Source organism: uncultured Alteromonas sp. (assembly GCF_963976965.1).
GTDB lineage: Bacteria > Pseudomonadota > Gammaproteobacteria > Enterobacterales > Alteromonadaceae > Alteromonas > Alteromonas naphthalenivorans.
Genome location: NZ_CAXBMP010000005.1, coordinates 77,848 through 101,555 on the forward strand (window position 1 = coordinate 77,848; position 23,708 = coordinate 101,555).

The following is a 23,708-nucleotide window of genomic DNA, read 5'->3' on the forward strand; positions in this document are numbered from 1 at the left end:
ACAACTTGGAACGTAAGCAAAGACGCAAACTTTAGTTTGCGTCTTTTTTTTGTACTGGCGAAACGATGTCATATAAGTGAACTGCCGATTCTGCGCCTTCAACCTTTAATACACTCACTTCATCACCTAAATGGGTAATAGCAAACTGCCCATTCTCTACCGGCAACATCACGCTCTTAGTTGGCGATAGAAGTACCGGCAACGACTGCTGTTTGTATAACTGAAAGCTATCGCCTTCGCGAATACCTTGGGCAATACCTAAATCGACAATCAACTGCTGGTTACTGGTATTAACCACCCGCGCAAAGGTAGGCTCGCAGGTAATGGCGGCAGAAATATCGGTTAGCGCAGCATTTACGGTGTTTAATACCATTCGCCCGTACTCGCTACGCCAAAATAAGCTGTTATTGGTATCCACTTGGTAGCTGTTTTCAAACTCCCAATCTGCTTCACTGTGATAACTGTCGTTATAAATGATACGTTGCCTGAAGGTATCTAGCACGAACACTTGAAGGGTAAAGTTGCGCCTAACCGCCACCTCGTCGCTGTCGAAAAAGGACTCACTTTGTGCTATTTGCTCAAACAAGCTTACATCTTTAATGTAGCCGAATAGTGCGAACTGCTGACCATAGGTATCGCGTAAGTAAGTCGATTTTTGTTGTAACTCTACGCCTGAGAGTGCTTCGGCAGACCACATATCGGCGCTAGCCATGGCTTGTGATATCTGCATGACATTAGGTGTATCCGCGGTATTTTTCAGTTGCTGCGCAAATCGTTGTGTAATGTGTTTACCAATATTATAAATACCGCCTGTGGCCGCCTGTCGTGAGTCGAGTAGGGCAAAATGAGTCACCAGTAAGCGCTTTTGAAAGCGATTGGGTTCACAATCAAACAAGGGGGTTAAATTGACATTCACCACTACCGATAGCACATTATCTTGAACACTTTCGCTAATGATTTCGACTCGCTGTATTCGGCCTGCGGTACGAAGCTCTGCTTTGCTGCTGAGTATTAACCCATCGATTAGAACATCTTCGGCGGCAATAACACTTCCGCTCTTATAAGACGCATCCGCGATAGCATTTTTAATCACCGTAGGGCGCACAGAATCTAAGTCGGCACCGGTAAAATTAAGACTTGCTTCACCTTGTACCCATATGGCCATGGCCGTGCCATGCCACATAGTTATTATTGCTATACCTAGACGAAGATAGCCTTTCATGCTTTTCACCTACTAACCGAATATTGCGAACAATTTATCTATCACAGAGCGCTCTTGATTCTCTTGCAAATCCCCAGTGCCGCTATATTCAATGAGTGCATTACCCACTTTTGAAGACACCACGGTATTGCTTTCATCAACATCTTGCTTGCGTACTTCACCTGAAAAACGAATATATTCTTTTCCTTTATTCATGGTTATCCATTTTTCCCCTGTGACCAGCAAGTTTCCTGCTGGCGTAATAGCGGTGACATAAACGGTAATGCTGCCTTGCAATGAGTTTGACTGGCTTGATTGTGCCGAACTGGTAAATTCGCTGTCCTGTTCATGGTCTACTTCAAGGTCATCGCCTTCAATTTGAATTCCCCCTACCCGCACAGTTAAAGGTTCTATATCAAAGGTGCTGTTTTTATCTTGGTTGTAATCAAGTGACTTCTCAGACTGGGTGGTCTCATCCAGCTTTATTAAAATCATATCGCCCACTTTGTACTGGCTGTGGCGCTGGTACAGCCCCATGGCAAGCTCCGGATTAAACAAAGAGCCGCTAGGAATACGAACTTGTTCAACAGAATACGCCCGCGGCGGCGCATAAGTAGGATCGCCCGGAGCAGGTTCATCAGAGGTGGGCGATATAGCGCGCTGCTCTACTTTTGGATTAGTTGGACTGCTTGCCACCACTTCTTCTTCATGTGAAACCGTTTGGGCACAGCCGGTCATTGTAAAGATTAGGGCAAGAAACACTTTCTGGCATCGAATTTTCATAATGTGCTCTGAAGGAAATAAAAAATAACGTTGATTAAGTGCCATCCATGACCCGAACAGGAGCAAGTTTAAACGAATAATTTCAACACGAAATACGTTCTTTAGTAACTTTGCAAAACCTTTACAAAACAATGACATGCCTGCGGGTATGGGGAAGTTATGGCCATTGAAACATCTACACAAGGCACAATAAATTCGTTGCTTTCAGCAGTGCCATTAGCGGGGGAAAATTCCACCTCGAATACGGCAGAGGAAGCGGCAACTACTAGCCAGTCTTTGCCGTCTATGTTTGCCGCTTTGTTGTCAAATGAAGAAGCCAGCAATGACGACACGTCAGAAACGACAGATTCACAAAGCAGCACTACCACAAGTCAATTTGATACCAGCTTGTTGTCGAACCTTGTCACCGATGACGCTATTAGTCTAATGCAAAACCAATTGCTTGGTGCGCTACAAAATAATGTCTTCGCGGCACTTACTGCGGCAGCATCAACGTCTTCTACCGACACTGCAACACAAGCATCAAGCAGCGCTGCCACTTCAACTACCACTTCAACTTCTGTTGAAGCAGCAACGACTGCAACCGAAACAACCTCGATGTTCGATAACATGATGACATCGGCATTCGGTGAGGACGGACTGGGGCTGCAAGACGGATTCGACGCGCTCAACATTGTGAACCATTTGCCGGTAGTGTCTGATATTTATGAGGCGACGACATCAAGCCATATTGCAGCGGCATCCAGTATGGCAGGCAGCTTCTTATATGGCGGACTCGGTGGTTTGCTTTATAACGCCGTCGACCTAACCGTAGAGGGGCTTACCGGTAAGAGTATCTCAAATAATTTATGGGATGCGGGCAAACAAATAATTAATGGCAATGCCACCACTGAAAGCACAGGTGAAAATAGCCTAATGATAGATGCGGCCGATGGCGAGACATCATCAACACCTGCTAGTGACGTTTATGAATTTGTACGTCGACAAGCTGGGGGCTAAGGGGTTACGCAAACTTTGGGGAGGTAACGTACGAGAGCTATAAGCGGCGGTTAGCGCCGCCACGCTTAAAAATTGGGTTTGATTGGTTTGTATTCAGACGATAAGAAAAGCGGAGATGTTACCATTAAATCGGCGGTGGCTGGTGTACATGCCACTGGCACATTCCACACTGAACATAATCGCAATAGTGCGCGAACATCAGGATCGTGAGGCGCTGCATTTAATGGATCCCAAAAGAAAAACAGCGCATCAAGCCTGTTTTCAGCGATTAATGCACCAATTTGCTGATCGCCGCCAAGTGGTCCACTTTTAAACCGTTTTACTTCTAATCCAGTTTCGTCACTGATGAGCCCGCCCGTAGTGCCAGTTGCCACTAGGTCACATTGCTTCATTATTTCGATGTGATTATGTACCCATGCAAGTAATTCGGGCTTTTTATGATCGTGAGCCACCAGCGCAACGGTAAGTTTACTCATACTTAGAAATTCCACCTGTCGATTGTTTAACCATGCTTAATCTGTATCATCGCCGATTTATGCGATAATTAGTATAAATATTCAGTTTTATACACTCAATTGTCAACATTATGTCATATCTCAGTGGCTACTATAGGTAAAACTCTTACCCATCTGTTTATTGGTATATCTGTAGCGCTCAAGACCAAAAATATTTATACATTTTTATTGCATAAATATTCCATATAAGTAAACTAGTCGACGGTTAAGGCATCCATCCCATTTTTAGGGTTGATACAGACACAGGAAGCACTGATGACACAACCAACTCTCGTTCGTGGTAGTAATACTGGGAACGTCAATGAGTTAACCACTCCCCTGGATAGCTGCACATTGCATTGCTTGCGACGACGAATGTCTGCGATTATGCTTTTTCGGTAGCACACTTTTTACCTTTGTAATGTGGTAGCGGTTAGGCAATGCATTTCGCCAAATCAGTTTACAAAGGTAAAAAGTGATTTTTTTCTCCATTTATTGAATTTCTCATTATGTATAACGTATCGATTATTGGTGCCAGTGGTTACACCGGCGCACAGCTAGTTCAATTAGTTCATCAACATCCTGCTTTGTCGCTTGAGGGTACTTATGTTTCAGAAAACAGTGCCGATGCGGGAAAAAACATTGCGGCTCTTCATGGCAACCTAGCACACCTCAACTATACGTTGACGCCTATTAGTAATGACATATTAGTAGAGTTGGCGACGGAGATGGACTTCGTATTACTGGCCACGCCACATGAAGCCAGCCACGATTGGATGGAAACCTTGTCTGCGGGCAAAGCAAAAATACTCGACTTATCTGGTGCGTTTAGAATTAAAGATACCCAAGTCTTTGAGCAGTTTTATGGTTTCCCTCATACCGCAACAACAAGTTTGAAAAAAGCGATATACGGGCTGGCTGAATGGTACGAAGACGATATTGCACAAGCCGATATTATTGCCGTACCTGGCTGCTACCCAACTGCGAGTTTGTCAGCGCTAAAACCTTTGGCTGCGAGTGGCCTATTAGATGATGCGGTTCGCCCTGTGATCAATGCGGTATCGGGTGTATCCGGTGCCGGCCGAAAAGCCAGCCTAACGTCAAGCTTCTATGAAGTGAGCTTGCAAGCTTATGGTGTGCTCGGTCATCGCCATACGCCAGAAATTGAAGCTTATTTAGCGACACCGGTTATATTTACACCTCATTTAGGCAACTTTAAACGGGGCATACTTGCCACTGTTACCGTTAAGCTTAATCAAGGAGTGACTAGCGCTCAACTAGATGCTGCATTTACCGAAGCTTATGCTAATGCGCCAATAGTAAGGTTACGTGCTAGCTTCCCCAAAATTGACGATGTGGCGCATACGCCTTTTGTTGATTTACACTGGAAGTTTGATGAAGCATCTGGTTATGCAGTTATTACGGCTGCTATCGACAACGTCATGAAGGGGGCAGCATCGCAGGCAATTCAATGCCTTAATATTATGACTGCCCAACCGGTTGAAACAGGACTCGTGCAATAATGAACAGTTCACCTGTAGTAATTAAAGTAGGTGGCGCGTTGCTAGACGACGCAGCCGCAATGCAAAAGCTATTTTTAAGCATTAAACAAGTTAGCGAATCGCGCCCTGTTGCCGTGGTTCACGGTGGCGGCCCTTTGGTTGAAACCCTGATGGCAAGTTTAGGTTTAGCAAGCACCAAAATTGATGGTCTTCGGGTAACGCCTGATGAACATATGCCTTATATCTGTGGTGCGTTGGCGGGAGCGGCAAACAAACAACTATGTGCTGCGGCGATTGCCTCAGGATTAACGCCCGTCGGCCTTTCTTTACTTGATGGCAATATGGTAGTGTGCCAACCGATGGCACAGAAGTATGGCGCTGTAGGTATTCCTTCAACTGCCGATGCTTCTTTCCTTAAGAGTGCGCTAGCGCAAGCCACCTTGCCGATAATAAGCTCAATTGGCAGCAGCCCTGAAGGGCGTTTATTAAATATAAACGCAGATCAAGCCGCCACTGTCGTTGCCGAGTTGCTTGATGCTGAATTGCTGTTGTTATCGAACGTTGATGGCGTACTTGATGCTGATAAGCAGCTCATTGAAGTGCTTAATCAAGACTCAATTGCCGAGCTTGCTCAAGCTGGGGTAATTACTGATGGTATGAAAGTTAAGGTAGATGCCGCGTTGCAGTCTGCCAATACCCTTGGACTCCCCGTTTATATTGCTAGCTGGACAGCTGACATTACTGACATTTTAAATAAGATTACGGGCACGCAGGTATTACCTACATCGCAAGCACCGGAACATGGCGTACTAGGAGACGCATTATGAAACAAGACCTACTGACTTTTTCCAATTGGACACCCGAAGCAATGCATAAGTTGTTGAATTTGGCTGTTGAAATTAAACAATCACCTTCAAGCTACAGCAATGTATTAGCCGGAAAATCGGTAGTCGCCTTGTTCGAAAAGCCATCTTTGCGTACCCGTGTCAGCTTCGATATTGGTATTAACCGCTTAGGCGGCCACATGGTGTATTTAGACAGCCAAAGCGGAAAGCTTGCTGGCCGTGAAGACGCGGTTGATATGGCGGCTAATCTTGCATGCTGGGCTGATGCTATTGTTGCTCGTGTATTTTCTCACAGCACACTAGAGCAGTTTTCTGCTGCCTCTAAAGTACCTGTAGTCAACGCACTGTGTGATAAGTATCACCCTTGTCAGGCATTGGCCGATTATCTCACCGTATTTGAACGTTTCGGTAAGACCCAAGGCCTTACCATGGCCTACATTGGAGATGGCAATAATGTAACCCACTCTTTGTTAATTGCAGGCGCGTTACTAGGCTGTAATCAAGTAGTGGTTACGCCAGAAGGTCACGAATGTGATGCCGAGATTGTTGCGCATGCTAAAAAGCTTGCTGAGCAAACTGGCGCGACTATTGTAGAAAGCTATGATGTTAGCGCTGCAAACGGTGCAGATGTCATCTACGCTGATACCTGGTTGTCCATGGGTGACGAAACACCGCTGGCTGATATCAAAGCGAAGTTTATGCCTTACCAGGTGAATGAAGCGCTAATGGAATCTACCGGTGCAAGCTATGTTATGCACTGCCAGCCAGCCCACCGCGACCTAGAAATTACAGGCTCGTTGATTGATAGCGACAAGTCGTTATTGATGCAACAAGCCGAAAATAGAATGCATGGCCAAAACGCCATTCTCACTCAATTATTAAGTGCCTAAGAGGACTCTTTTAGATGCAAAACGTAAAGAAAATCGTACTCGCCTATTCAGGCGGTCTTGACACTTCAGCCATCATTCCATGGCTTAAAGAAAACTATAACTGCGAAGTCGTTGCCTTTGCGGCCGATGTCGGCCAAGGCGACGAAGAGCTTGAAGGCTTACACGAGAAAGCGATTGCTTCTGGTGCTAGCGAATGTCACATCGTTGACTTGAAAGAAGAGTTTGTACGCGAATATATCTACCCAACGATTAAAACCGGTGCGGTATACGAAGGTGAATACCTACTTGGTACGTCTATGGCGCGCCCTGTTATTGCCAAAGCACAAGTAGAAATCGCCTTAAAAGTTGGCGCTGATGCACTTTGTCACGGTTGTACGGGTAAAGGTAACGACCAAGTACGTTTTGAAAGTACATTTGCGGCCCTTGCTCCACAGCTTACGGTAATTGCGCCATGGCGTGAGTGGGACATGGTATCTCGTGAAGACTTATTAGCTTATTTAGCTGAACGTAATATCGAAACTACAGCGTCTGCTACCAAAATCTACAGCCGCGATGCAAACGCATGGCATATTTCTCACGAAGGTGGGGAATTAGAAGATCCATGGCAAGAGCCTACTAAGCAAATCTGGACGATGACAGTTGACCCAGAAGATGCACCAGATGCGCCAGAGCGCGTCACGCTTTCTTTCAACGAAGGTGAACTTACTCACGTTGACGGTGAAGCCTTATCGCCTTACCAAGCATTAGTTAAGCTAAACACAGTGGCAGCTGCACACGGTGTTGGCCGTATCGATATTGTTGAAAACCGTTTGGTTGGCATGAAGTCTCGTGGTTGTTATGAAACACCAGGGGGCACGGTAATGCTTAAAGCATACAAAGCCCTTGAAACGATGGTGCTTGATAAAGCCGCGCTTAAATACCGTGAGCAAATTGGCCTTGAGTTCTCGCACGTAATGTACGACGGCCGTTGGTTCACAGCCTTAAATGATGCCTTACTAGCGGGCGCAGAATCTTTCGCTAAGAAAGTGACTGGCGACATCGTAGTGAAACTTTATAAAGGTCAGGCAACCGTTACACAACGCCGCTCACCTAACAGCCTTTACTCTGAAGATTTTGCTACCTTTGGTGCAGATGACGTTTACGACCAAAAACACGCTGAAGGCTTTATTCGCCTGTTCAGCCTTTCAAGTCGTATTGCTGCATTAAAAAATCAAGGTTAAGGAGTAACACATGGCATTGTGGGGTGGTCGATTCGAATCAGGCGCTAGTAGCATGTTCAAGCAGGTTAACGATTCGTTGCCGTTTGACCAAGTGATGGCAAGCCAAGATATTCAAGGCTCTATTAGCTGGTCTCGTGCACTGCAAAAAGCAGGTGTACTAACCACAGACGAACAAGCACAACTTGAAGGTGCACTTAGCGATTTAAAAGCGAAAGCTGACGCGGGTGAACTAGACTTCAACGCTTCTAGCGAAGAAGACATTCATAGCTTTGTTGAGTCTGCACTTATTGAGCAACTTGGTGACATTGGTCGTAAATTACATACGGGCCGAAGCCGTAACGATCAGGTAGCTACAGATTTTCGCTTGTGGGTACGTGAGCATATTGCGTCACTTCGTAGCGATGTAGTGGCCGTTATTCGCTCACTCCTTAATGCCGCAAGTCGTCACCAGGAAGCCATTATTCCTGGTTACACCCACTTGCAACGTGCTCAGCCTATACACTTCGCTCACTGGTGCTTAGCGTATGTTGAAATGTTCAAGCGCGATTTAAGCCGCTTAGACGATTTAAAAGTACGTATGAACCAGTGCCCTCTAGGCTCTGGTGCGTTGGCTGGTACAACTTACCCGGTTGATCGTCATGCTATTGCCGAAGAACTGGGATTTGACTCTCCGTGCTTAAACAGCCTTGATGCTGTTTCAGATAGAGATTTCGTACTAGAGCTATTGTTTGTCGCGAGTACCAGCATGATGCACTTGTCTCGCGTGGCTGAAGACATGATTTTCTATAACTCTGGTGAAGCGGGCTTCTTGCAACTTGGCGATAGCGTAACCTCTGGTTCTTCACTCATGCCTCAGAAGAAAAACCCTGACGCATTAGAGCTTATGCGCGGCAAATGTGGCCGTGTATTCGGTTCACTACAAGCCTTGCTTGTGACTATGAAGGGCTTACCACTTGCGTACAACAAAGATATGCAAGAAGACAAAGAAGGCGCTATCGACACGGTAAATCAATGGCATATTTGTTTGTGTATTGCTACCGAGGTGCTCGATTCATTGCAACTTAATGAAGACCGTTGCCGTGAAGCTGCCACACAAGGCTTTGCTAACGCGACTGAGCTTGCCGACTACTTAGTAGGTAAAGGTATTCCGTTTAGAACGGGTCATGATATTGCCGGTAAAGTGGTGCTAGAGGCCATTGAAGCAGGCTGTGCGATTGAAGATTTACCATTAGAAAGCTTGCAAGCAGTATGCGATAAAATTGAAGACGATGTTTATACCGTATTGCAATTAGAGTACGGCGTAAATCAGCGCAATATACTAGGTGGCACTAGCAAAGAAACAGTGACTAAAGCACTGTATCAAGAGCTAGAAAACCTAGATAAGCAAGGGTAATCACATGGTGCTTGCCCATCATGACGGCGTTAAACTTTTCAGAAGTTCACTGCCGTATATCAATGCTCATCAAGGGAAAACCTTTGTTTTGATGTTCGGTGGCGAAGCCATTGAACATCAAAACTTCCCCAATATTATTCATGACATTGCCCTGCTGAATACCTTGGGTGTTCGCGTGGTAGTGGTGCATGGTGCACGGCCGCAGATTGATCAACGTGTTGCGCTTCGCAATATTGAAGGTCGATTTGAACATGGCGTGCGTATTACCGATAAGCAAACCCTAGAGTGCGTTAAAGATGCCGCAGGCTCTGTGCGCTCACAGGTAGAAGCCTTACTTACCATGGGACTACCTAATTCACCGATGCACGGCGCACAAATTCGCGTGTGCTCAGGTAACTTGGTCGTTGCTAAGCCTATGGGCGTAAGAAACGGTATTGATTTTGAGAATACCGGCATGGTGCGTCGAATAGATACCACGGGTATTAATGACCACCTGAACGATGGCTCTATTGTGCTGCTCTCCCCTATGGGGTATTCCGCTACAGGGGAAGTATTTAATCTTTCCCATGAAGATGTAGCAACCCAAGCGGCCATTGCCCTTAAAGCTGACAAGCTTATTGTTTTCTCTAACTTAGACGGTATTTACAATAGTGAAGAAAAGTTACTTCGCACTATTGAGCGCCCTCAGTTAGAACAGCTTATTTTAAGCGGTAATATTACTACTGAAGATACGGTGTTAAAGGCGTTAACCACCAGCGTAGCAGCTGGTATACCTCGTGCGCACTGCATTAGTTACGAGAAAGACGGCGCGTTGCTGCAAGAGCTATTCACCCGCGATGGTACAGGCTCGCTGGTAATGGAGCACCACTACGAACAACTTCGTGCCGCGACTATTGACGATGTGGGCGGCATTTTAAAGCTCATTAAACCGCTAGAAGAAAGTGGTGTGTTGGTAAAACGCTCACGTGAACGCTTAGAAAGTGAAATCAATCAGTTTATTGTGATTGTTCGCGATGGCATGATCATCGCGTGCGCGGCACTTTACCTTTACCCCGAAGATGGCTGTGCTGAGTTAGCCTGTGTGGCTACCCACCCTGATTATCGTGGTAAAAATCGTGGTGAGCGAATTTTAGATGAAGTTAAAATACGCGCCCGCGAAGCGGATATCAATCGTGTATTCGTACTTACCACAGTGACTGCACACTGGTTCTTAGAGCAAGGTTTTGAACACGCAGATATTAGTGCTCTGCCTGAAGTGAAAAAAGAACTTTATAACTTTCAGCGAAACTCTAAAGTGTTCACCTTAAACATTTAGTAAAGTTATAGCGCGCTAAAGTGTTAGCGCGCCGTTTTTTAACACAGAAAATTACTAATAACTATCAGTTATTTAAAACAATATTCTCGACAAACAGGCTAGGCTGAGATAACGTTGACGATAGAATAATTACTCGGTTATATGTAGTGTTTAATCGTTGCAGTACGTTACTCAAACGTTATCTTCTTCTTGATGTAGAGCATGTTCGCGCCCCAGACGCTGATACATGGAAGCTTAGCGTGCTGCGAATTATCCTTCTTATCGGTGTTACCCTAACTTCAGCCATCGTACTGCACTCTTCTTATGCTGCCTATCAAAAGGGCATGTATTACGTGTTGTATCTTACCATCGGCTTTTCAGCATTACTTTACGCCACACTGGGGCTTCGTAAAGGTCAAATAAAACTCGCGTCAGCCAGCCTTACCCTCACTATTGTATTAGCCGGGCTGTGCATACTTTTCTTCACGATAGATATTGCCTCGGCTCGTTACGGCTTACTATTTTTCTTCACGCTTCCCATTATTTTACGGCTATTTTATGGCAATAAAGCTGCCATAATCGGCATGTTTTTGAACCTCATTCCTTTTGCGGTACTAATAAACAACCAGCCAATTGCTCCACTTTTCGGCATCGACATCACGTTACCCGACACTCACACCTATTTAAGTTCGCTAATATTCATGTTTTTTAATTTTTGCCTTCCCATGGCAGTGATTCGCGTGATGACATCATTGGAAAGTCAGTCATCGTTAAACTTGAAGCAAACGAAAAAGATGGAAAAACTGGTAAGTCGCTATCAAGAAATTTTTAACAACGGCGGCACCCCTTCCCTTTTTTGTGATCAGCAAGGGAAGATATTGCAAGCTAACAAAAGCGCCCGAAAACTGATTAATCAATTACCGGAACCCTGCCATTATATTCATCAACTTTTTGAGCTAAATGAGCCGCTAAGTGCAGGTCATCGGCAAAAGACACATATATCGGGCAATCCACATGCCACCTTCGAGCTTCAATCTGCCAGCCTTCAGCACCACAAAAAGCAATTAAATCATTGCTTCGATGTATCTGAAGCAACGGAACATGACCGCAAGTTTGACGCTTTTAAACGCCAGCATTTTGAAAAGCATTATTACGATGAGCTCACCGGCCTGCGAAACCACCATTATTGGAATTGCAGTATTAATCAGCCCGTTCCCGCAAACACACACGCGGTCATGCTAAAACTTGCGAATTTACGTGACATTAATTTGCAGTATGGTTACACCCAAGGTGATAAAGCATTGGCCAGATGTGCGGCGCAGATACAAAGTGTGCTGCCCGCATCGGTGAACGTATATCGATTACCTGGCGCTAGATTTCTGGTCTCAAGTCAACATGACTCCCGCAAGTCCAAAGACTTTAATACTTGGCTTCGGAATAAGCTTCCCCGCACTATTCAGATTGATGACAATTTCGTAAAGCGAACTCAAACACTAAACTGGTTGGGCGGTTTTGTACAAGTAAACACCCCCAAGTCGCCCTCTCAGGTTACTGAGTCTTGTGCCATTGCCTTAAGCCAAGCCAGTAGCGACAAAGATTTCAGTCAGTTCGATAGCAATGTAGTAAAGCTTATTCGAAAAGACACGCAACACAGAGACAAGGTAAAGCGGTTACTCGACAACCGCTGTTTAGCGTTATGGCTACAACCTCAGGTTTCAATTGATAATGCAATTGTAGGTTTTGAAGTGCTTGCTAGGCTCAAAGATGATGAAGAAAATAAGATACTTCACCCTTATCAATTTCTTCCTGTTATTGAAAAGAACAACTGGCACATTCTCTTTACCCAAAAAGTGCTTGATAACACTATTGAGCTTATTGAAAACTGGCCAAGCAGTATTCCGCCAGTTCCTGTGGCTATAAATTTATCGGGCCCTGAACTCCTCAGTGATTTGTTCTACGAAAAATTACTGCGCCGCTATTCAGAGAGCGCATTTTTACGAGATCGCCTGAAACTGGAATTGACAGAAACGTCGGTATTGGCGAGCCACCAAGAAACAAAACGCAGGCTAACTTCATTGGCCAATGTGGGCGCGACTATTATTATTGATGATTTTGGAACTGGCCATGCGTCACTGTCGCAACTTATCGATATGTCTGCATCGGTGTTGAAAGTAGATAGAGAATTCATAGACCGGATAGATAGCTCAGAACGTCACCGTAAGATTGTTCAAATGACAATAGAGTTGGCAAAAAGCCTAGATATGCAGACCATTGCTGAAGGAGTAGAAACTCAAGCTCAGCTTAACTTACTTGTCGACATGGGCTTCACACTTTTCCAAGGGTATCTGTACGGAAAACCAGCCCCAATTGAAGCATGGCAGGGAATGGACAAGGCTATTACTGTAGGAAAACCTGCCGTTTAATAACAGTCTATAACAAATTTAAATACCTATTCTCTTGCATTTTCAAGCACTCCTCGCTTTACTGGTAAGACCAGAAGAGCGAGAATGATAGATGATCAAAGATATCAGCGTTACCTGTGAAGACAGTACTCACTTAACCGCAACACTCTACACACCGAAACGCGCTATTAAAGGCGCAGTAATGATAGCGCCTGCCACGGGAATTAAGCGTCAGTTTTACGCGGCGTTTGCTAACTATCTTTGTGAGCAGGGTTTTGGTGTGATTACATTTGATAACCGGGGTATTGCTGAATCGTTAAAAGGTAAGATTAAACACAGTAAAGCGTCGCTAGTCACCTGGGGGCAACAAGATATGCCCGCCGTTTTAGAAACCCTAAAAATACACTTCCCTAAGACCCAATATTTTTTAGTTGGCCATAGCGCAGGTGGGCAACTTTTAGGGCTAATGCCAAACGTTAACGACCTTACTGCATTTTGTAACTTCGGTAGCTCTTCAGGCAGCTTACGTAACATGCGAGCAGGTTACTTGCTCAAAGCGCACTTTTTCATGAATTTCTATATCCCTTTGAACAACTTACTTTTCGGGCACACTAAGTCTCACTTAGTCGGCATGGGTGAGCCCTTGCCTAAAGGCGTAAGCAGGCAGTGGCAAAAGTGGTGTAATGGTCAAGGGTATGTGAAGGAAGCCTTTGGTAAAGAAGTACTCAGGCACTGGTATGATGATATACGCCTGCCATCTAAATGGATATTGGCCACCGATGATGACATAGCAAACTTGTCGAATGTGAAAGACATGATTAGTGTTTTTCCAGAGCTCGAAGCGGATATTCGTCTGCTCAACCCCGATGACTATAACCTTGCAGAGATAGGCCACATGAAGTTTTTCTCAAGAAAATGTCAGGCATTGTGGCCTGAGGTTAGTGATTTTCTATCATCACATAATGTATTGTCCGCGTCCGAGACTGAATCCCCTGTAATATGAACCCAGTCTCTGCAGTATAATTTCCACAGAGACTGGGATTAAGCTTATCTAGTCGCAACTATCTGGGCTGGTGTGATTACCAAGGGACTAGGCTTGATCTCACAAAAATAGAACTATTAGGGGCTATAAACTAGCCCCTCGCTGGCAGGCACAAGCCCATTGCAAATCGACTCAAAATCGCTCGCTAGGCTGTCAATACTACGTTGGTTTTTGACCGTTAACCACGACGCCGTCCACATCATAGCTTCTTTAACAAAAGCCCCGCTCCTAGCGTGAAACACACTCGCACCTAACTCAGCCATTCTGGTTTGAATATGTGCAGGGGCAAAGAAAAACTCATCTTCCTTATCAGAGGTCTCCAAAGTGTTTGATGAGGCCTCATCGGCTTTAGCATCTTGCCAATGGGTTAATCCCACTTGCACATAGCGCATTAGATCATCGCCAAGCCTATTCTTAAGCCGCAGCTTTATCTTATTGTTGCCTGACATATCTACTACAATGCTGGATTTGCTGGCGATGTCATCTAGGTTGTCGTAACAAACCACTTGATGGTAAACATCTAGTCCTTCAACAAACTTTTGGCTTTTACCTGAAGTCACACCTACTACGTGATAGTCATCTTTTCTAAGGGCATAAGCCAACCCTAAACTGGTTTTGCTTGATGCGCTTAATAGAATCACTTGTTTAGGTTTAGGCATATTGCACTGGTCAATTAAATCCCACAGACAATAAGACGTAATATATAAAGGCCAAAGTAACATTTGCAGACTTTCGCGGTGTGTTTGCATTTCGTCAGCATGACTATCTAACGGGCGATACAGATTATATCCCTGTGGTAACGGCCTTCTATGCGCGCTGGTATCAATCAAGTTGTTTTGAGCAAAGGTGACAGAGTCCATATGAAGGTGTGTTGCAGGCGGGAAATACCCAAAATAGCGACTGCCTACGTCCACACCTTCTACACTAGATGCTGTTACCTTCCCTATTCCCCATACCGGAATAACGCCCCAATTTTCTTCGTTATTGTTTTTAGTTGAATGACTATTGATAGGTGGGAAAAACTGCCAATAGCCAAGCTTATCGCCCATCATAAAGTAGGTGAGATTATTAGCAGTAAACGCAAAGCGCTCGACCTCAAAGGTCACCCCTGCTTGGGTTAAGGGTAAGTCTTCACTTTGCACTACACGGTATTTACTTAACTCTTTTTTATTAACTTGAAACTGTTTCACAGCCTTCTCCCTTATTAGCTAAGACGCTAGTTTTCCACTTGCTTTTAACCCATGCATGTATTCCATGAGTTTTCCCATAGCAGGTTGCGAGGCTGCTTTTAGACGCCCTAGCACTTGTAGTTTCGACATATCGTCTTTGGCCACACCATGAACAATTTTTGAAAAACCATCGAGCCTGCAATTGTGGATCCATGCACGAAGCTCAGGCTGCTCCCCCCAAATATGCATATTTCGCAGCATTGCTGCTGTCATAGGTACCCAATCAATATCACGATTAGGCAACGGGACAACTTGCGTCAGTTTCTGCTTTGTAGCTTCATCATCGTAGGCCGCCTCAACGTGCGCAATTAACGCTGCACTGAACACCGGCTGGTAAGCTCGCACGGTTTGCGGCGTAATAGTATTGCCTTCAAAAACAGGCTTTATCTCTAAATTGGTGAGTGCTGACGCCGAACAGTCCACCACCAATGCATCTTCTGGCATTGCCCACTGAGCATCCTTAAATGTAAGCGCCTCTTTTCCCACATGCGTTACTCTGCCATGGCGAATTATATTAGGTAAGGTTTGCAGCGCTGCCAGCTCGGCTTCACTTACCGTTGCACCATGGAACATTGCGGGCCTAACGTCTTTATCAATACGCAACATGACGCCCTTTTCCTCTAATTTATCGAACATGTCATCGATAGAGGTCGACTGTGCAATGGCTTCCATTTGGTTAGCTTGTGCGCCAATGGTATCGAAGAAAAAATCACTGAGTGGCTGGGTGTTTTTTCTATTTAGCAGCCATGCGTCACGAGATACCACCCAATGAATGTTTTCAGGATTTACAAAGTTGCTAAGCAACCATAAACACGTGTCAATCCCCGTTTTACCGCCGCCTATGACCACATAGTTTTTATGACCTCGTACTCGTTGGGTTAAGGTATTTACCGGTGTAAAATCAACCTCGTCGTCAAGGGTAAAACTGGGCTTGTGGGTAATAGGAATACTGGTTTTTAAGTAGGTTGCATCCACGATTTTATTGTTGACGGTAACGTCGAAAGTTTTACCGCCAGTGATATTGGTAAATTTACCGTCGCCTTCGTATTGGCTGAGGGGAAAGTATTGAACGCGCCCCGAAGGCAAAAAGGTTTCTTGCATGACTGAATCGAAGTAAGCACTCACCTCAGCACCAGAAGCTAAGCCCATCAAGCCCTCATTCATTCCTGTTTTATCAATCACTCCGCGATTTAGCTCTCGTGAACAAACACCATAGAAAGCAGAAGGCTGATGTAAGGTGACAAAAGGGTAAGCTAAGTTCCAATGGCCGCCAGGCTTGGCATATTTATCGACTATGATAATGCTGGCATCGGTTTCACTGAGTAGTACATCGGCAAACGCCATACCTACCGCCCCACTTCCCACAATCAAATAATCGCAAGTTAATTGTTCTGCTTTCATATACTATGTCCTTTATGTATAAACCTGCCTGCTCGCGGGTTTAATAAATGTAGTCACGCTAATCGACAATCTAATGGAACGATTGAATATAACAGTGTTATATTCAATATATATAACGCCGTTATATTGCGCAACATGTAAATTCAATGTAAATGAAAAAAGATACTCGTCAGAAAATTTTAGAAGCTGCTTCAACCTTGTTTTTAAAGGGCGGAACTCACGCTCTTAGCGTTCGCGCTATTGCTGAAGGTGCAAGCATGTCTACAATTGGCATTTACAGCCATTTCAAAGGGAAGCAAGGAATTCTTGATGCCTTGTATATTGAAGGCTTTACGCTTGTCGATGAGATGATGAAGCAGTCTGAGGGTAATACCCCGGCAGATAGGTTGCTTAATGCCTGTGAACACGTACTTCAATTCTCAGAAGCACATGCAGCACATTACAATTTGATTTTTGGCTCTAACCTAAAAGACTACACCCCGAGTGAAGACGCACTTGCTGCTGGAGAAAAGGCGTTTATTACCTTAACTAAAGTGGTATCAGCGATAATTAAAAAAGAGATTGCTGTAGAAGAGCGTCAAGATATAGCCATGCAATTTTGGGCGCTGTGTCATGGTTATATCAGTTTAAACCAACATGAAATTCGCAATAGAATAAATTGGGTAGACTGGAAAGCACGGGCGTTAAATGCTATTCGCTTACATGTTTACGCGTTGGTTGCTGCGTACAACAGTCATTCATAAAAAGAGCACAAAGCAGCAACACATTAACCGGCCTATCACGAGTAGGTACGAAATAGGCGGCGGTTTATATGTTGCTAACTTATGCAGTGATCGAGGCTTATTTCGCTTCGTTTAGCGCATCATCGATGTCTTTCGCGCTGTGCCTATCTTTAAGCTGTGCATCGCCCCACGTACGATTAACAATCACGCCGCGCTGAACTGCAGGGCGGGCTCCAACCTCAGTAGCCCAGCGTAGAACATGCTTGTAGTCATTAACTTGCAAGAAAGTGGCTGCGTCATAAAGATTACCGAGTACCAAATTGCCGTACCATGGCCAAATAGCCATATCAGCAATACTGTATTCCTCACCGGCAAAATAGGTATTTTTGGCGAGATGTTTGTCTAGCACGTCCAGCTCTCGCTTCACTTCCATGGTAAAACGGTTAATAGGATATTCCATCGGGTACGGCGCATAACTGTAAAAGTGCCCAAACCCGCCGCCCAAATAAGGCGCTGAACCTACTTGCCAAAATAACCAATTGAAACATTCTACTTTTGCAGCAGGATCGCTAGGAATAAACACATTAAACTTATCCGCTAGATAACGAAGTATTGACCCCGATTCAAATAGCTTTGTTTCCGGTGTGGTCGATGTATCTACCATGGCAGGAATTTTTGAATTTGGGTTTACATCAACGAAGCCAGATGAAAATTGATCACCTTCGCCGATATTCACCAACCACGCATCGTAATCAGCGTCAGCAATACCTGCGGCTAAGAGCTCTTCCAACATGATCGTGACTTTTTGTCCATTGGGCGTTGCTAAAGAATATAGTTGAAGTGGATGCTGGCCTACGGAGCGTTCTTGCTCATGAGTGGCTCCCGACACTGGTCGATTGATGCTAGCCCACTTGTTACCGTCACCTTCATTTTGGCTCCATACTTTGGGCGGCGTATAGGTATTACTGTCAGACATATCAGATCCTTTTCTATTGCATTAGCATGATTATAAATTTGATGTGTGTGCTGAATAGGGAATTACAAGGGATAGGCTAAATGATATACGACCAAGCGCTTCTCGCTGGGACAATTCGCAAAGAAGGCAGAGTAAAATCGTTTTAAAGCGTATTTTAAACTGCCCCCGCGTTAATAAAAGGCGCGCAATCCATTGCCCGCAAACTGTGTGGTTATTCGGTGCGTGCTGTTAAAAAGCGTATTCGCTACAACTAGCATCACCAATAACCGAATTTTTTCTAACAAGTACTAACCGCTGTTTGAAAAAGCCTAGTCTTGTTCCAAAGAGGACAGTGCATCAATCAACATGCACGTATTGAAATCGTTCGACATGAGCTCGTTTGACACAAGCTCCTTAGCAAAAATGGTTTTGGTAAAATTCCTTACTATTGCAAACATACACTTCCTACCTGTGGGTATTGCTTTGAGGCGCAATACCGATGCAGCCATTACTTCACTCTTAACCTTGATTAAGCAGTATTTATGCCACCACAACAAAGGCATGAATATCAACACCTTACTCAAAATCATGGCGCAGGTAAGATAAGCGTCGTTGAGAAAATGTTGCACTCTCGCAACACTTTTTTACTGACTAAGCAAATAGTGGGAACGTGTGCTAAAGCATGGAGTGAATAAAAGAATGCGTCAGAGCGAGTAAAACCTAACGGGAGGGATAAAAAAAGCAGCCCTAGGGCTGCTCTTATAGACTTTAATTAACGCTTACACAAATGCGCAGGCCTAAATGCTAACGCGCTTGTATGGTCTGTATTCAGCTTTCCAGAAATTACGCTCAATGTGGTCATTCAACGCATCGTCTGACAACTCAAGGGCTAGCCCTTGCGCCATTGCTACCTTACCTACTTCAAAGGCTATTTTACGGCTAAGCTCTGCGATAGCACCGAGTGGAGGCAATAATGAACCCTCGCCGGTGTTTACCAAAGGCGACGCGTCTGCAAGTGCGTTACTTGCAGCCATCAGCATTTCATCACTGATTAATTTTGCCTTTGCAGCAACCACACCCAGGCCTATGCCAGGGAAAATATACGAGTTGTTACACTGGGCAATGGTAAATACTTTACCTTTGTATTCAACTGGCTTGAACGGGCTTCCCGTTGCAATAACCACTTCGCCATCGGTCCATTCAATAACCTGCTCTGGTCGTGCTTCAACCTGACGAGACGGGTTACTTAATGGAAAGATAATCGGTAGCTCACAGTTTTGCTTCATGGCGCGAACCACCTGCTCAGTGAACAAACCAGGTTGCCCCGATACGCCAATAAGAATATCTGGCTTGGCACAGTGCATAACATCAAGTAGCGATGCGTAATCGCCGCTAAAGGTCCAGGTTTCAAGGTCAACTAACTGCTGATTGAGCTTTTGCTGGAAATCACGTAGGCCTTCCATGCCTTCGGTTACTAATCCGAAGCGGTCTACCATGAAGACTTGCTTACGCGCCTGCGCATCGCTAATACCTTCATGCTCCATTTGCTGAATAAGCATTTCAGCAATACCACAGCCGGCTGAACCTGCCCCAACAAACACCACTTTCATGTCAGATAGCTTTTGTTGCTTCATGCGACACGCCGCTAAGATAGTGCCTAATGTAACCGCAGCAGTACCTTGAATATCGTCGTTAAAGCAACACACTTGATTGCGATAGCGGTTTAGCAATGGCATAGCATTTGGCTGTGCGAAGTCTTCAAACTGAATCATTACTTCAGGCCAGCGGCGTTTTACAGCCTGAATGAACATATCGACAAATTCATCGTAGTCTTCTTGCCCAATACGAGGATGACGTGCCCCCATGTACATTGGGTCGTTAAGCAACTTCTCGTTGTTCGTTCCTACATCAAGCATAACCGGCAAGGTGTACGCAGGGCTAATACCACCACAAGCGGTATATAAAGATAGCTTGCCGATTGGAATACCCATACCACCAATACCCTGGTCACCAAGACCAAGAATCCGTTCGCCGTCAGTCACTACAATCACTTTGACTTTACGCTTCGTGGCGTTACGAACAATATCATCTATTTGGTGGCGCTCTTCCCACGATACAAACAATCCGCGCGAACTACGATAAATGTCCGAGAACTGCTCACAAGCATCACCCACTGTTGGGGTGTATATAATTGGCATCATCTCATCAATATGCTTTTGAATAAGACGATAAAACAAGGTTTCGTTGTTATCTTGAATAGCGCGTAAATAGATATGCTTGTTCAGTACTTCGTCGAAACTACTGTATTGCATGTACGCACGCTCAACTTGCTCTTCAATACTTTCGTAACGAGGCGGTACTAAGCCTGTTAAGTTAAACGCAGCGCGCTCTCTCGAGGTAAAGGCACTGCCCTTATTTAATAGGGGCGTTTCCAGCAGCGAGGGTCCAGCATGAGGAATATAAAGATATCGATTTGAATCTTCTGACATGGGTTATCCGGTTTTATTTACAGGCAATTACTTAGCAGCAACCTGATGAGCGCGCTTTTGCACGCTCTTTATTAAAATATTTCTTCAGGCTCAGGCGTCGTTGTTTTATCTTGCGAGGCAGGGTCGACCACTTCATCATCAAGAACATATGAGGTGGGTTCGGTGCCTTGCAAGAAATATTCAAACAGTGTCGTATGGTCTGTCCTTCGGGTCAACTTACCACTGGTACGATCAATGCGAACACGTACTATCTTCTCAGGCACAGGAATCGGTGAATGCGGCTTCTCTGCCAATGCATATTCCATAAATCTTATCCATGCCGGACCTGCTGCTTTTGCACCGTCTTCAGTGCCAATTAACGCATTACCGATCCAATTAAATTTTTCAGGGTTACGATTAATGAGATTTTGGTTACGAGTGGCACGGCCTAGTTGTCTGCCCATGTTGTCAAAACCCACCCACGCAGTCGCAACGATATCTTTTTGGAAACCACTGAACCACGTATCTCTTGAATCGTTTGTAGTACCGGTTTTACCGGCAATATCGGTGCGCTGAAGAATATTTCGTGCACGCCAACCTGTACCAAGCCAATAAGTCTTCTTACTCCAATTCCCATTTGCTCGCACACCTGTACGCATCATCTCACCTACCAAGAAAGCATTTTGTGCGGTAATAACTTGCGGTGCACTTTGTTTTTCAGTTACTTCGCTTTCGGCTAGCAATACATCTTTATTAAGCTGGGCTTCAAGTAAGGCTTCGACATCAACCTCGTCATTGTCTACATCGCTTTGTGAGTCACTTTCTGGATAGCTTTCAGGTGCATGTGCTTTAGTGCAGTTGTCGCATGCCCAAACAGGATTGGCTTGCCACAACACTTGATTATGTTCATCCAGCACTTTAGCAATAAAGTGAGGGTTTACTAAGTAGCCGCCGTTAGCAATAACTGACATACCACGAACCACTTCAAGCGGTGTATGAGAGCTAGACCCTAAGGATACGGTTTCGTCTAATGGAATATCGTCTGGATCAAAACCAAAGCGAGTCAGATAGTCTGCCGCTTTGCGAAGCCCAACTCCCCGCAATAGACGAACTGACACTACGTTCTTCGATTTACCCAATGCTTTACGCATACGAATAGGGCCATCGTACTCTGCCGGTGAGTTTTGAGGACGCCACGCCACACCGGTCGCCGCATTCCATTGATTGATAGGGGCATCATTAATAATTGAAGCAAGAGTATAGCCACTGTCTATCGCCGCAGAATAAATAAAGGGCTTAATATTAGAGCCTACTTGTCGTTTTGCTTGCGTGGCACGATTAAACTGGCTTTGATAAAAACTGTATCCGCCGACTACCGCTTCAACCGCACCATTTTTTGGGTTAAGCGCGATAAACGCCCCGCTCACTTCAGGCAATTGCGCTATACGCCATGCATCATCTTGCTCGCGAATATAAATAACTGCGCCAGGCTGGGTAACATCCGATGCCGTTTCAGGCTCGCTGCCTTGTCTAAAGTCAGTGATATAACGTCTTGCCCAGTCTAGGCCTTCCCACGTAATCGTGCGCTTGTCGCCGTTTACATCAAGCACATCAATCGATTGTTGGGCAACTGAAAGCACAACTGCAGGCACAAGAGGCTTTATGTACGCCACTTGTGACAGCGCAGAAAGCATCTCGCGCTCACTCCAATCACTGGCAAGCAACTTGTCACTGATATCGGTATTTAAAGATAGCTGAGGCACTGGCTCATCTTGGCTGTCAGGCGAAGGGGCGTCCCATAAATAGCCAAGTGGTCCTTTGTAACCATGGCGCTCATCATAATCGTGTAGATTTCTTACCACCGCGCGCTGAGCAGCAAGTTGCAAGTCAGAACCTGCGGTTGCATAAACTTGATATCCACCAGTTTCCGCTTCATCTTTACCGTAAATATCGACCATTTCGTTATAGATGATGTCGGCCAAATAAGGGGCATCTACTTCAATTTCAGCCCCATGTTTACGCGCAGTGATAGGCGCGTTTGCCGCATTATCAAAGTCCGCTTTAGATATGTATTCTTCATCAAGCATGCGCAGCAACACTACGCGGCGGCGTCCTGCTGATGCTTCAGGGTCAGTAATAGGATTTAGCGCTGAAGGCGCTTTAGGCAGGCCAGCAATTGTGGCAAGTTGTGCCAGCGTGAGTTCATTAAGCGATTTGCCGTAATACACCTGGGCAGCGGCACCAAAACCAAACGAACGATGGCCTAGCTCCACTTTATTTAAATAGAGTTCCAGGATCTCTTCTTTGCTAAGTTCCTGTTCCATGTGCCAAGCGATAAATATCTCTTTTACCTTACGAATATACGTTTTTTCTCGACTTAAAAAGAAGCCTCGGGCAAGCTGCATAGTTAATGTACTGGCGCCTTGCCTTTTTTCACCCGTTATAATTAAGCTTAAAGCAGCACGAGCGATTCCGATGGGGTCAATACCGTGATGTTCAAAGAATCGACTGTCTTCGGTTGCCAATATCGCGTGGATTAATTGTTCAGGTACTTCCTCAAGTTTTACGGGGATCCGCCGTTTAACGCCATATTGGGAAATTAATTTTCCATCATGGGTATATATCTGCATGGGCGTTTGAAGTCTAACATCCTTAAGTACAGTAACGCTTGGTAGGTTAGGTTTGATATAAAAGTAAATACCAACAAGCGCGACAAAACCAATAAGGCCTGAGATGACAAAGAATAATAATAACGGTTTAATGTACTTCACAATTTAAGGATACCAAGGCATTTTTGCGAAAATGACGTATATTTTCATACGTATGTGTTATCAATAGAACCATACGCACAATAAAAACTGAGTAATA

General features: G+C 45.0%; 19 protein-coding genes. 11 read left to right on the forward strand and 8 right to left on the reverse strand.

Translation table 11 applies throughout. From position 1 onward, the window contains the following. Positions 1–31: 31 nt before the first annotated feature. Together AAC006_RS05830 and AAC006_RS05835 are read right to left on the reverse strand one after the other, a co-directional pair. Complete coding sequence (locus AAC006_RS05830; protein WP_126872931.1) at positions 32–1,222, reverse strand: flagella assembly protein FlgT middle domain-containing protein; 1,191 nt, start codon at positions 1,220–1,222, stop codon at positions 32–34. Between the two features lie 12 nt (positions 1,223–1,234). Continuing rightward, positions 1,235–1,984, reverse strand: a complete 750-nt coding sequence (locus AAC006_RS05835; RefSeq protein ID WP_041453066.1) for a flagellar basal body L-ring protein FlgH — start codon at positions 1,982–1,984, stop codon at positions 1,235–1,237. A 159-nt stretch (positions 1,985–2,143) separates the two neighbouring features. Here AAC006_RS05835 and AAC006_RS05840 point away from each other — a divergent pair, with 159 nt between their 5' ends. Continuing rightward, entirely contained in the window at positions 2,144–2,983 is an 840-nt protein-coding gene (locus AAC006_RS05840; protein WP_013785642.1) for a hypothetical protein, read from the forward strand. Positions 2,984–3,048: 65 nt separating this feature from the next. Here AAC006_RS05840 and AAC006_RS05845 read toward each other — a convergent pair whose 3' ends face one another. After that, entirely contained in the window at positions 3,049–3,459 is a 411-nt protein-coding gene (locus AAC006_RS05845) for a methylglyoxal synthase (protein WP_013785643.1), read from the reverse strand. A 527-nt stretch (positions 3,460–3,986) separates the two neighbouring features. Here AAC006_RS05845 and argC point away from each other — a divergent pair. The 8 genes from argC (at position 3,987) to AAC006_RS05885 (ending at position 14,026) form a co-directional block, all read left to right on the forward strand. Beyond that, a complete protein-coding gene (gene argC / locus AAC006_RS05850) occupies positions 3,987–5,000 on the forward strand; it encodes an N-acetyl-gamma-glutamyl-phosphate reductase (RefSeq protein ID WP_013785644.1) in 1,014 nt (337 codons plus the stop codon). Further along, entirely contained in the window at positions 5,000–5,806 is an 807-nt protein-coding gene (gene argB / locus AAC006_RS05855; protein WP_126872932.1) for an acetylglutamate kinase, read from the forward strand. Before argC ends, argB begins: the two co-directional genes overlap by 1 nt. Next, positions 5,803–6,714, forward strand: a complete 912-nt coding sequence (locus AAC006_RS05860) for an ornithine carbamoyltransferase (protein WP_126872933.1) — start codon at positions 5,803–5,805, stop codon at positions 6,712–6,714. The genes argB and AAC006_RS05860 overlap by 4 nt, the downstream gene beginning before the upstream one ends. Positions 6,715–6,728: 14 nt before the next feature. Next, a complete protein-coding gene (locus tag AAC006_RS05865) occupies positions 6,729–7,934 on the forward strand; it encodes an argininosuccinate synthase (RefSeq protein ID WP_013785647.1) in 1,206 nt (401 codons plus the stop codon). 10 nt (positions 7,935–7,944) lie between these two features. Continuing rightward, positions 7,945–9,327, forward strand: a complete 1,383-nt coding sequence (argH, locus tag AAC006_RS05870) for an argininosuccinate lyase (protein WP_126872934.1) — start codon at positions 7,945–7,947, stop codon at positions 9,325–9,327. A gap of 4 nt (positions 9,328–9,331) precedes the next feature. After that, a complete protein-coding gene (gene argA / locus AAC006_RS05875; RefSeq protein ID WP_126872935.1) occupies positions 9,332–10,642 on the forward strand; it encodes an amino-acid N-acetyltransferase in 1,311 nt (436 codons plus the stop codon). A 146-nt stretch (positions 10,643–10,788) separates the two neighbouring features. After that, positions 10,789–13,044: an EAL domain-containing protein gene (locus AAC006_RS05880; RefSeq protein ID WP_339890896.1), complete on the forward strand. Its 2,256-nt coding sequence runs from the start codon at positions 10,789–10,791 to the stop codon at positions 13,042–13,044. 91 nt (positions 13,045–13,135) lie between these two features. Next, a complete protein-coding gene (locus tag AAC006_RS05885; protein ID WP_339890898.1) occupies positions 13,136–14,026 on the forward strand; it encodes an alpha/beta fold hydrolase in 891 nt (296 codons plus the stop codon). A gap of 116 nt (positions 14,027–14,142) precedes the next feature. On the opposite strand, the gene AAC006_RS05890 is transcribed toward AAC006_RS05885, so the two are convergent. Both AAC006_RS05890 and AAC006_RS05895 read right to left on the reverse strand, forming a co-directional pair. After that, a complete protein-coding gene (locus tag AAC006_RS05890; RefSeq protein WP_339890900.1) occupies positions 14,143–15,255 on the reverse strand; it encodes a DUF2855 family protein in 1,113 nt (370 codons plus the stop codon). 18 nt (positions 15,256–15,273) lie between these two features. After that, positions 15,274–16,695, reverse strand: coding sequence for an NAD(P)/FAD-dependent oxidoreductase (locus AAC006_RS05895; protein WP_339890901.1), 1,422 nt, complete (start codon positions 16,693–16,695; stop codon positions 15,274–15,276). 152 nt (positions 16,696–16,847) lie between these two features. On the opposite strand from AAC006_RS05895, the gene AAC006_RS05900 reads away from it, so the two are divergent. Further along, positions 16,848–17,438, forward strand: coding sequence for a WHG domain-containing protein (locus AAC006_RS05900; RefSeq protein ID WP_339890902.1), 591 nt, complete (start codon positions 16,848–16,850; stop codon positions 17,436–17,438). A gap of 97 nt (positions 17,439–17,535) precedes the next feature. Here AAC006_RS05900 and yghU read toward each other — a convergent pair whose 3' ends face one another. After that, positions 17,536–18,393: a glutathione-dependent disulfide-bond oxidoreductase gene (yghU, locus tag AAC006_RS05905; RefSeq protein WP_339890904.1), complete on the reverse strand. Its 858-nt coding sequence runs from the start codon at positions 18,391–18,393 to the stop codon at positions 17,536–17,538. 521 nt (positions 18,394–18,914) lie between these two features. Between yghU and AAC006_RS05910 the strand changes: the two genes are divergently transcribed. Further along, a complete protein-coding gene (locus AAC006_RS05910; RefSeq protein WP_339890906.1) occupies positions 18,915–19,067 on the forward strand; it encodes a hypothetical protein in 153 nt (50 codons plus the stop codon). A gap of 102 nt (positions 19,068–19,169) precedes the next feature. On the opposite strand, the gene AAC006_RS05915 is transcribed toward AAC006_RS05910, so the two are convergent. Continuing rightward, positions 19,170–20,861 (reverse strand): NAD-dependent malic enzyme, encoded by a 1,692-nt coding sequence (locus AAC006_RS05915; protein ID WP_338456158.1) that lies wholly within the window; start codon positions 20,859–20,861, stop codon positions 19,170–19,172. A gap of 71 nt (positions 20,862–20,932) precedes the next feature. Then, positions 20,933–23,611: a penicillin-binding protein 1A gene (locus tag AAC006_RS05920; protein WP_208805942.1), complete on the reverse strand. Its 2,679-nt coding sequence runs from the start codon at positions 23,609–23,611 to the stop codon at positions 20,933–20,935. Positions 23,612–23,708 lie beyond the last annotated feature (97 nt).

Excerpts from the sequence above, each read along its gene's own strand:
- argA (WP_126872935.1), top strand. The coding sequence starts at position 9,332 with ATGGTGCTTGCCCATCATGACGGCGTTAAACTTTTCAGAAGTTCACTG.
- AAC006_RS05830 (WP_126872931.1), bottom strand. The coding sequence starts at position 1,222 with ATGAAAGGCTATCTTCGTCTAGGTATAGCAATAATAACTATGTGGCAT.
- AAC006_RS05900 (WP_339890902.1), top strand. The coding sequence starts at position 16,848 with ATGAAAAAAGATACTCGTCAGAAAATTTTAGAAGCTGCTTCAACCTTG.
- AAC006_RS05860 (WP_126872933.1), top strand. The coding sequence starts at position 5,803 with ATGAAACAAGACCTACTGACTTTTTCCAATTGGACACCCGAAGCAATG.
- AAC006_RS05835 (WP_041453066.1), bottom strand. The coding sequence starts at position 1,984 with ATGAAAATTCGATGCCAGAAAGTGTTTCTTGCCCTAATCTTTACAATG.
- AAC006_RS05865 (WP_013785647.1), top strand. The coding sequence starts at position 6,729 with ATGCAAAACGTAAAGAAAATCGTACTCGCCTATTCAGGCGGTCTTGAC.
- AAC006_RS05910 (WP_339890906.1), top strand. The coding sequence starts at position 18,915 with ATGCCACCACAACAAAGGCATGAATATCAACACCTTACTCAAAATCAT.
- AAC006_RS05885 (WP_339890898.1), top strand. The coding sequence starts at position 13,136 with ATGATCAAAGATATCAGCGTTACCTGTGAAGACAGTACTCACTTAACC.
- AAC006_RS05915 (WP_338456158.1), bottom strand. The coding sequence starts at position 20,861 with ATGTCAGAAGATTCAAATCGATATCTTTATATTCCTCATGCTGGACCC.
- yghU (WP_339890904.1), bottom strand. The coding sequence starts at position 18,393 with ATGTCTGACAGTAATACCTATACGCCGCCCAAAGTATGGAGCCAAAAT.
- argB (WP_126872932.1), top strand. The coding sequence starts at position 5,000 with ATGAACAGTTCACCTGTAGTAATTAAAGTAGGTGGCGCGTTGCTAGAC.
- argH (WP_126872934.1), top strand. The coding sequence starts at position 7,945 with ATGGCATTGTGGGGTGGTCGATTCGAATCAGGCGCTAGTAGCATGTTC.
- AAC006_RS05895 (WP_339890901.1), bottom strand. The coding sequence starts at position 16,695 with ATGAAAGCAGAACAATTAACTTGCGATTATTTGATTGTGGGAAGTGGG.
- AAC006_RS05845 (WP_013785643.1), bottom strand. The coding sequence starts at position 3,459 with ATGAGTAAACTTACCGTTGCGCTGGTGGCTCACGATCATAAAAAGCCC.
- argC (WP_013785644.1), top strand. The coding sequence starts at position 3,987 with ATGTATAACGTATCGATTATTGGTGCCAGTGGTTACACCGGCGCACAG.
- AAC006_RS05840 (WP_013785642.1), top strand. The coding sequence starts at position 2,144 with ATGGCCATTGAAACATCTACACAAGGCACAATAAATTCGTTGCTTTCA.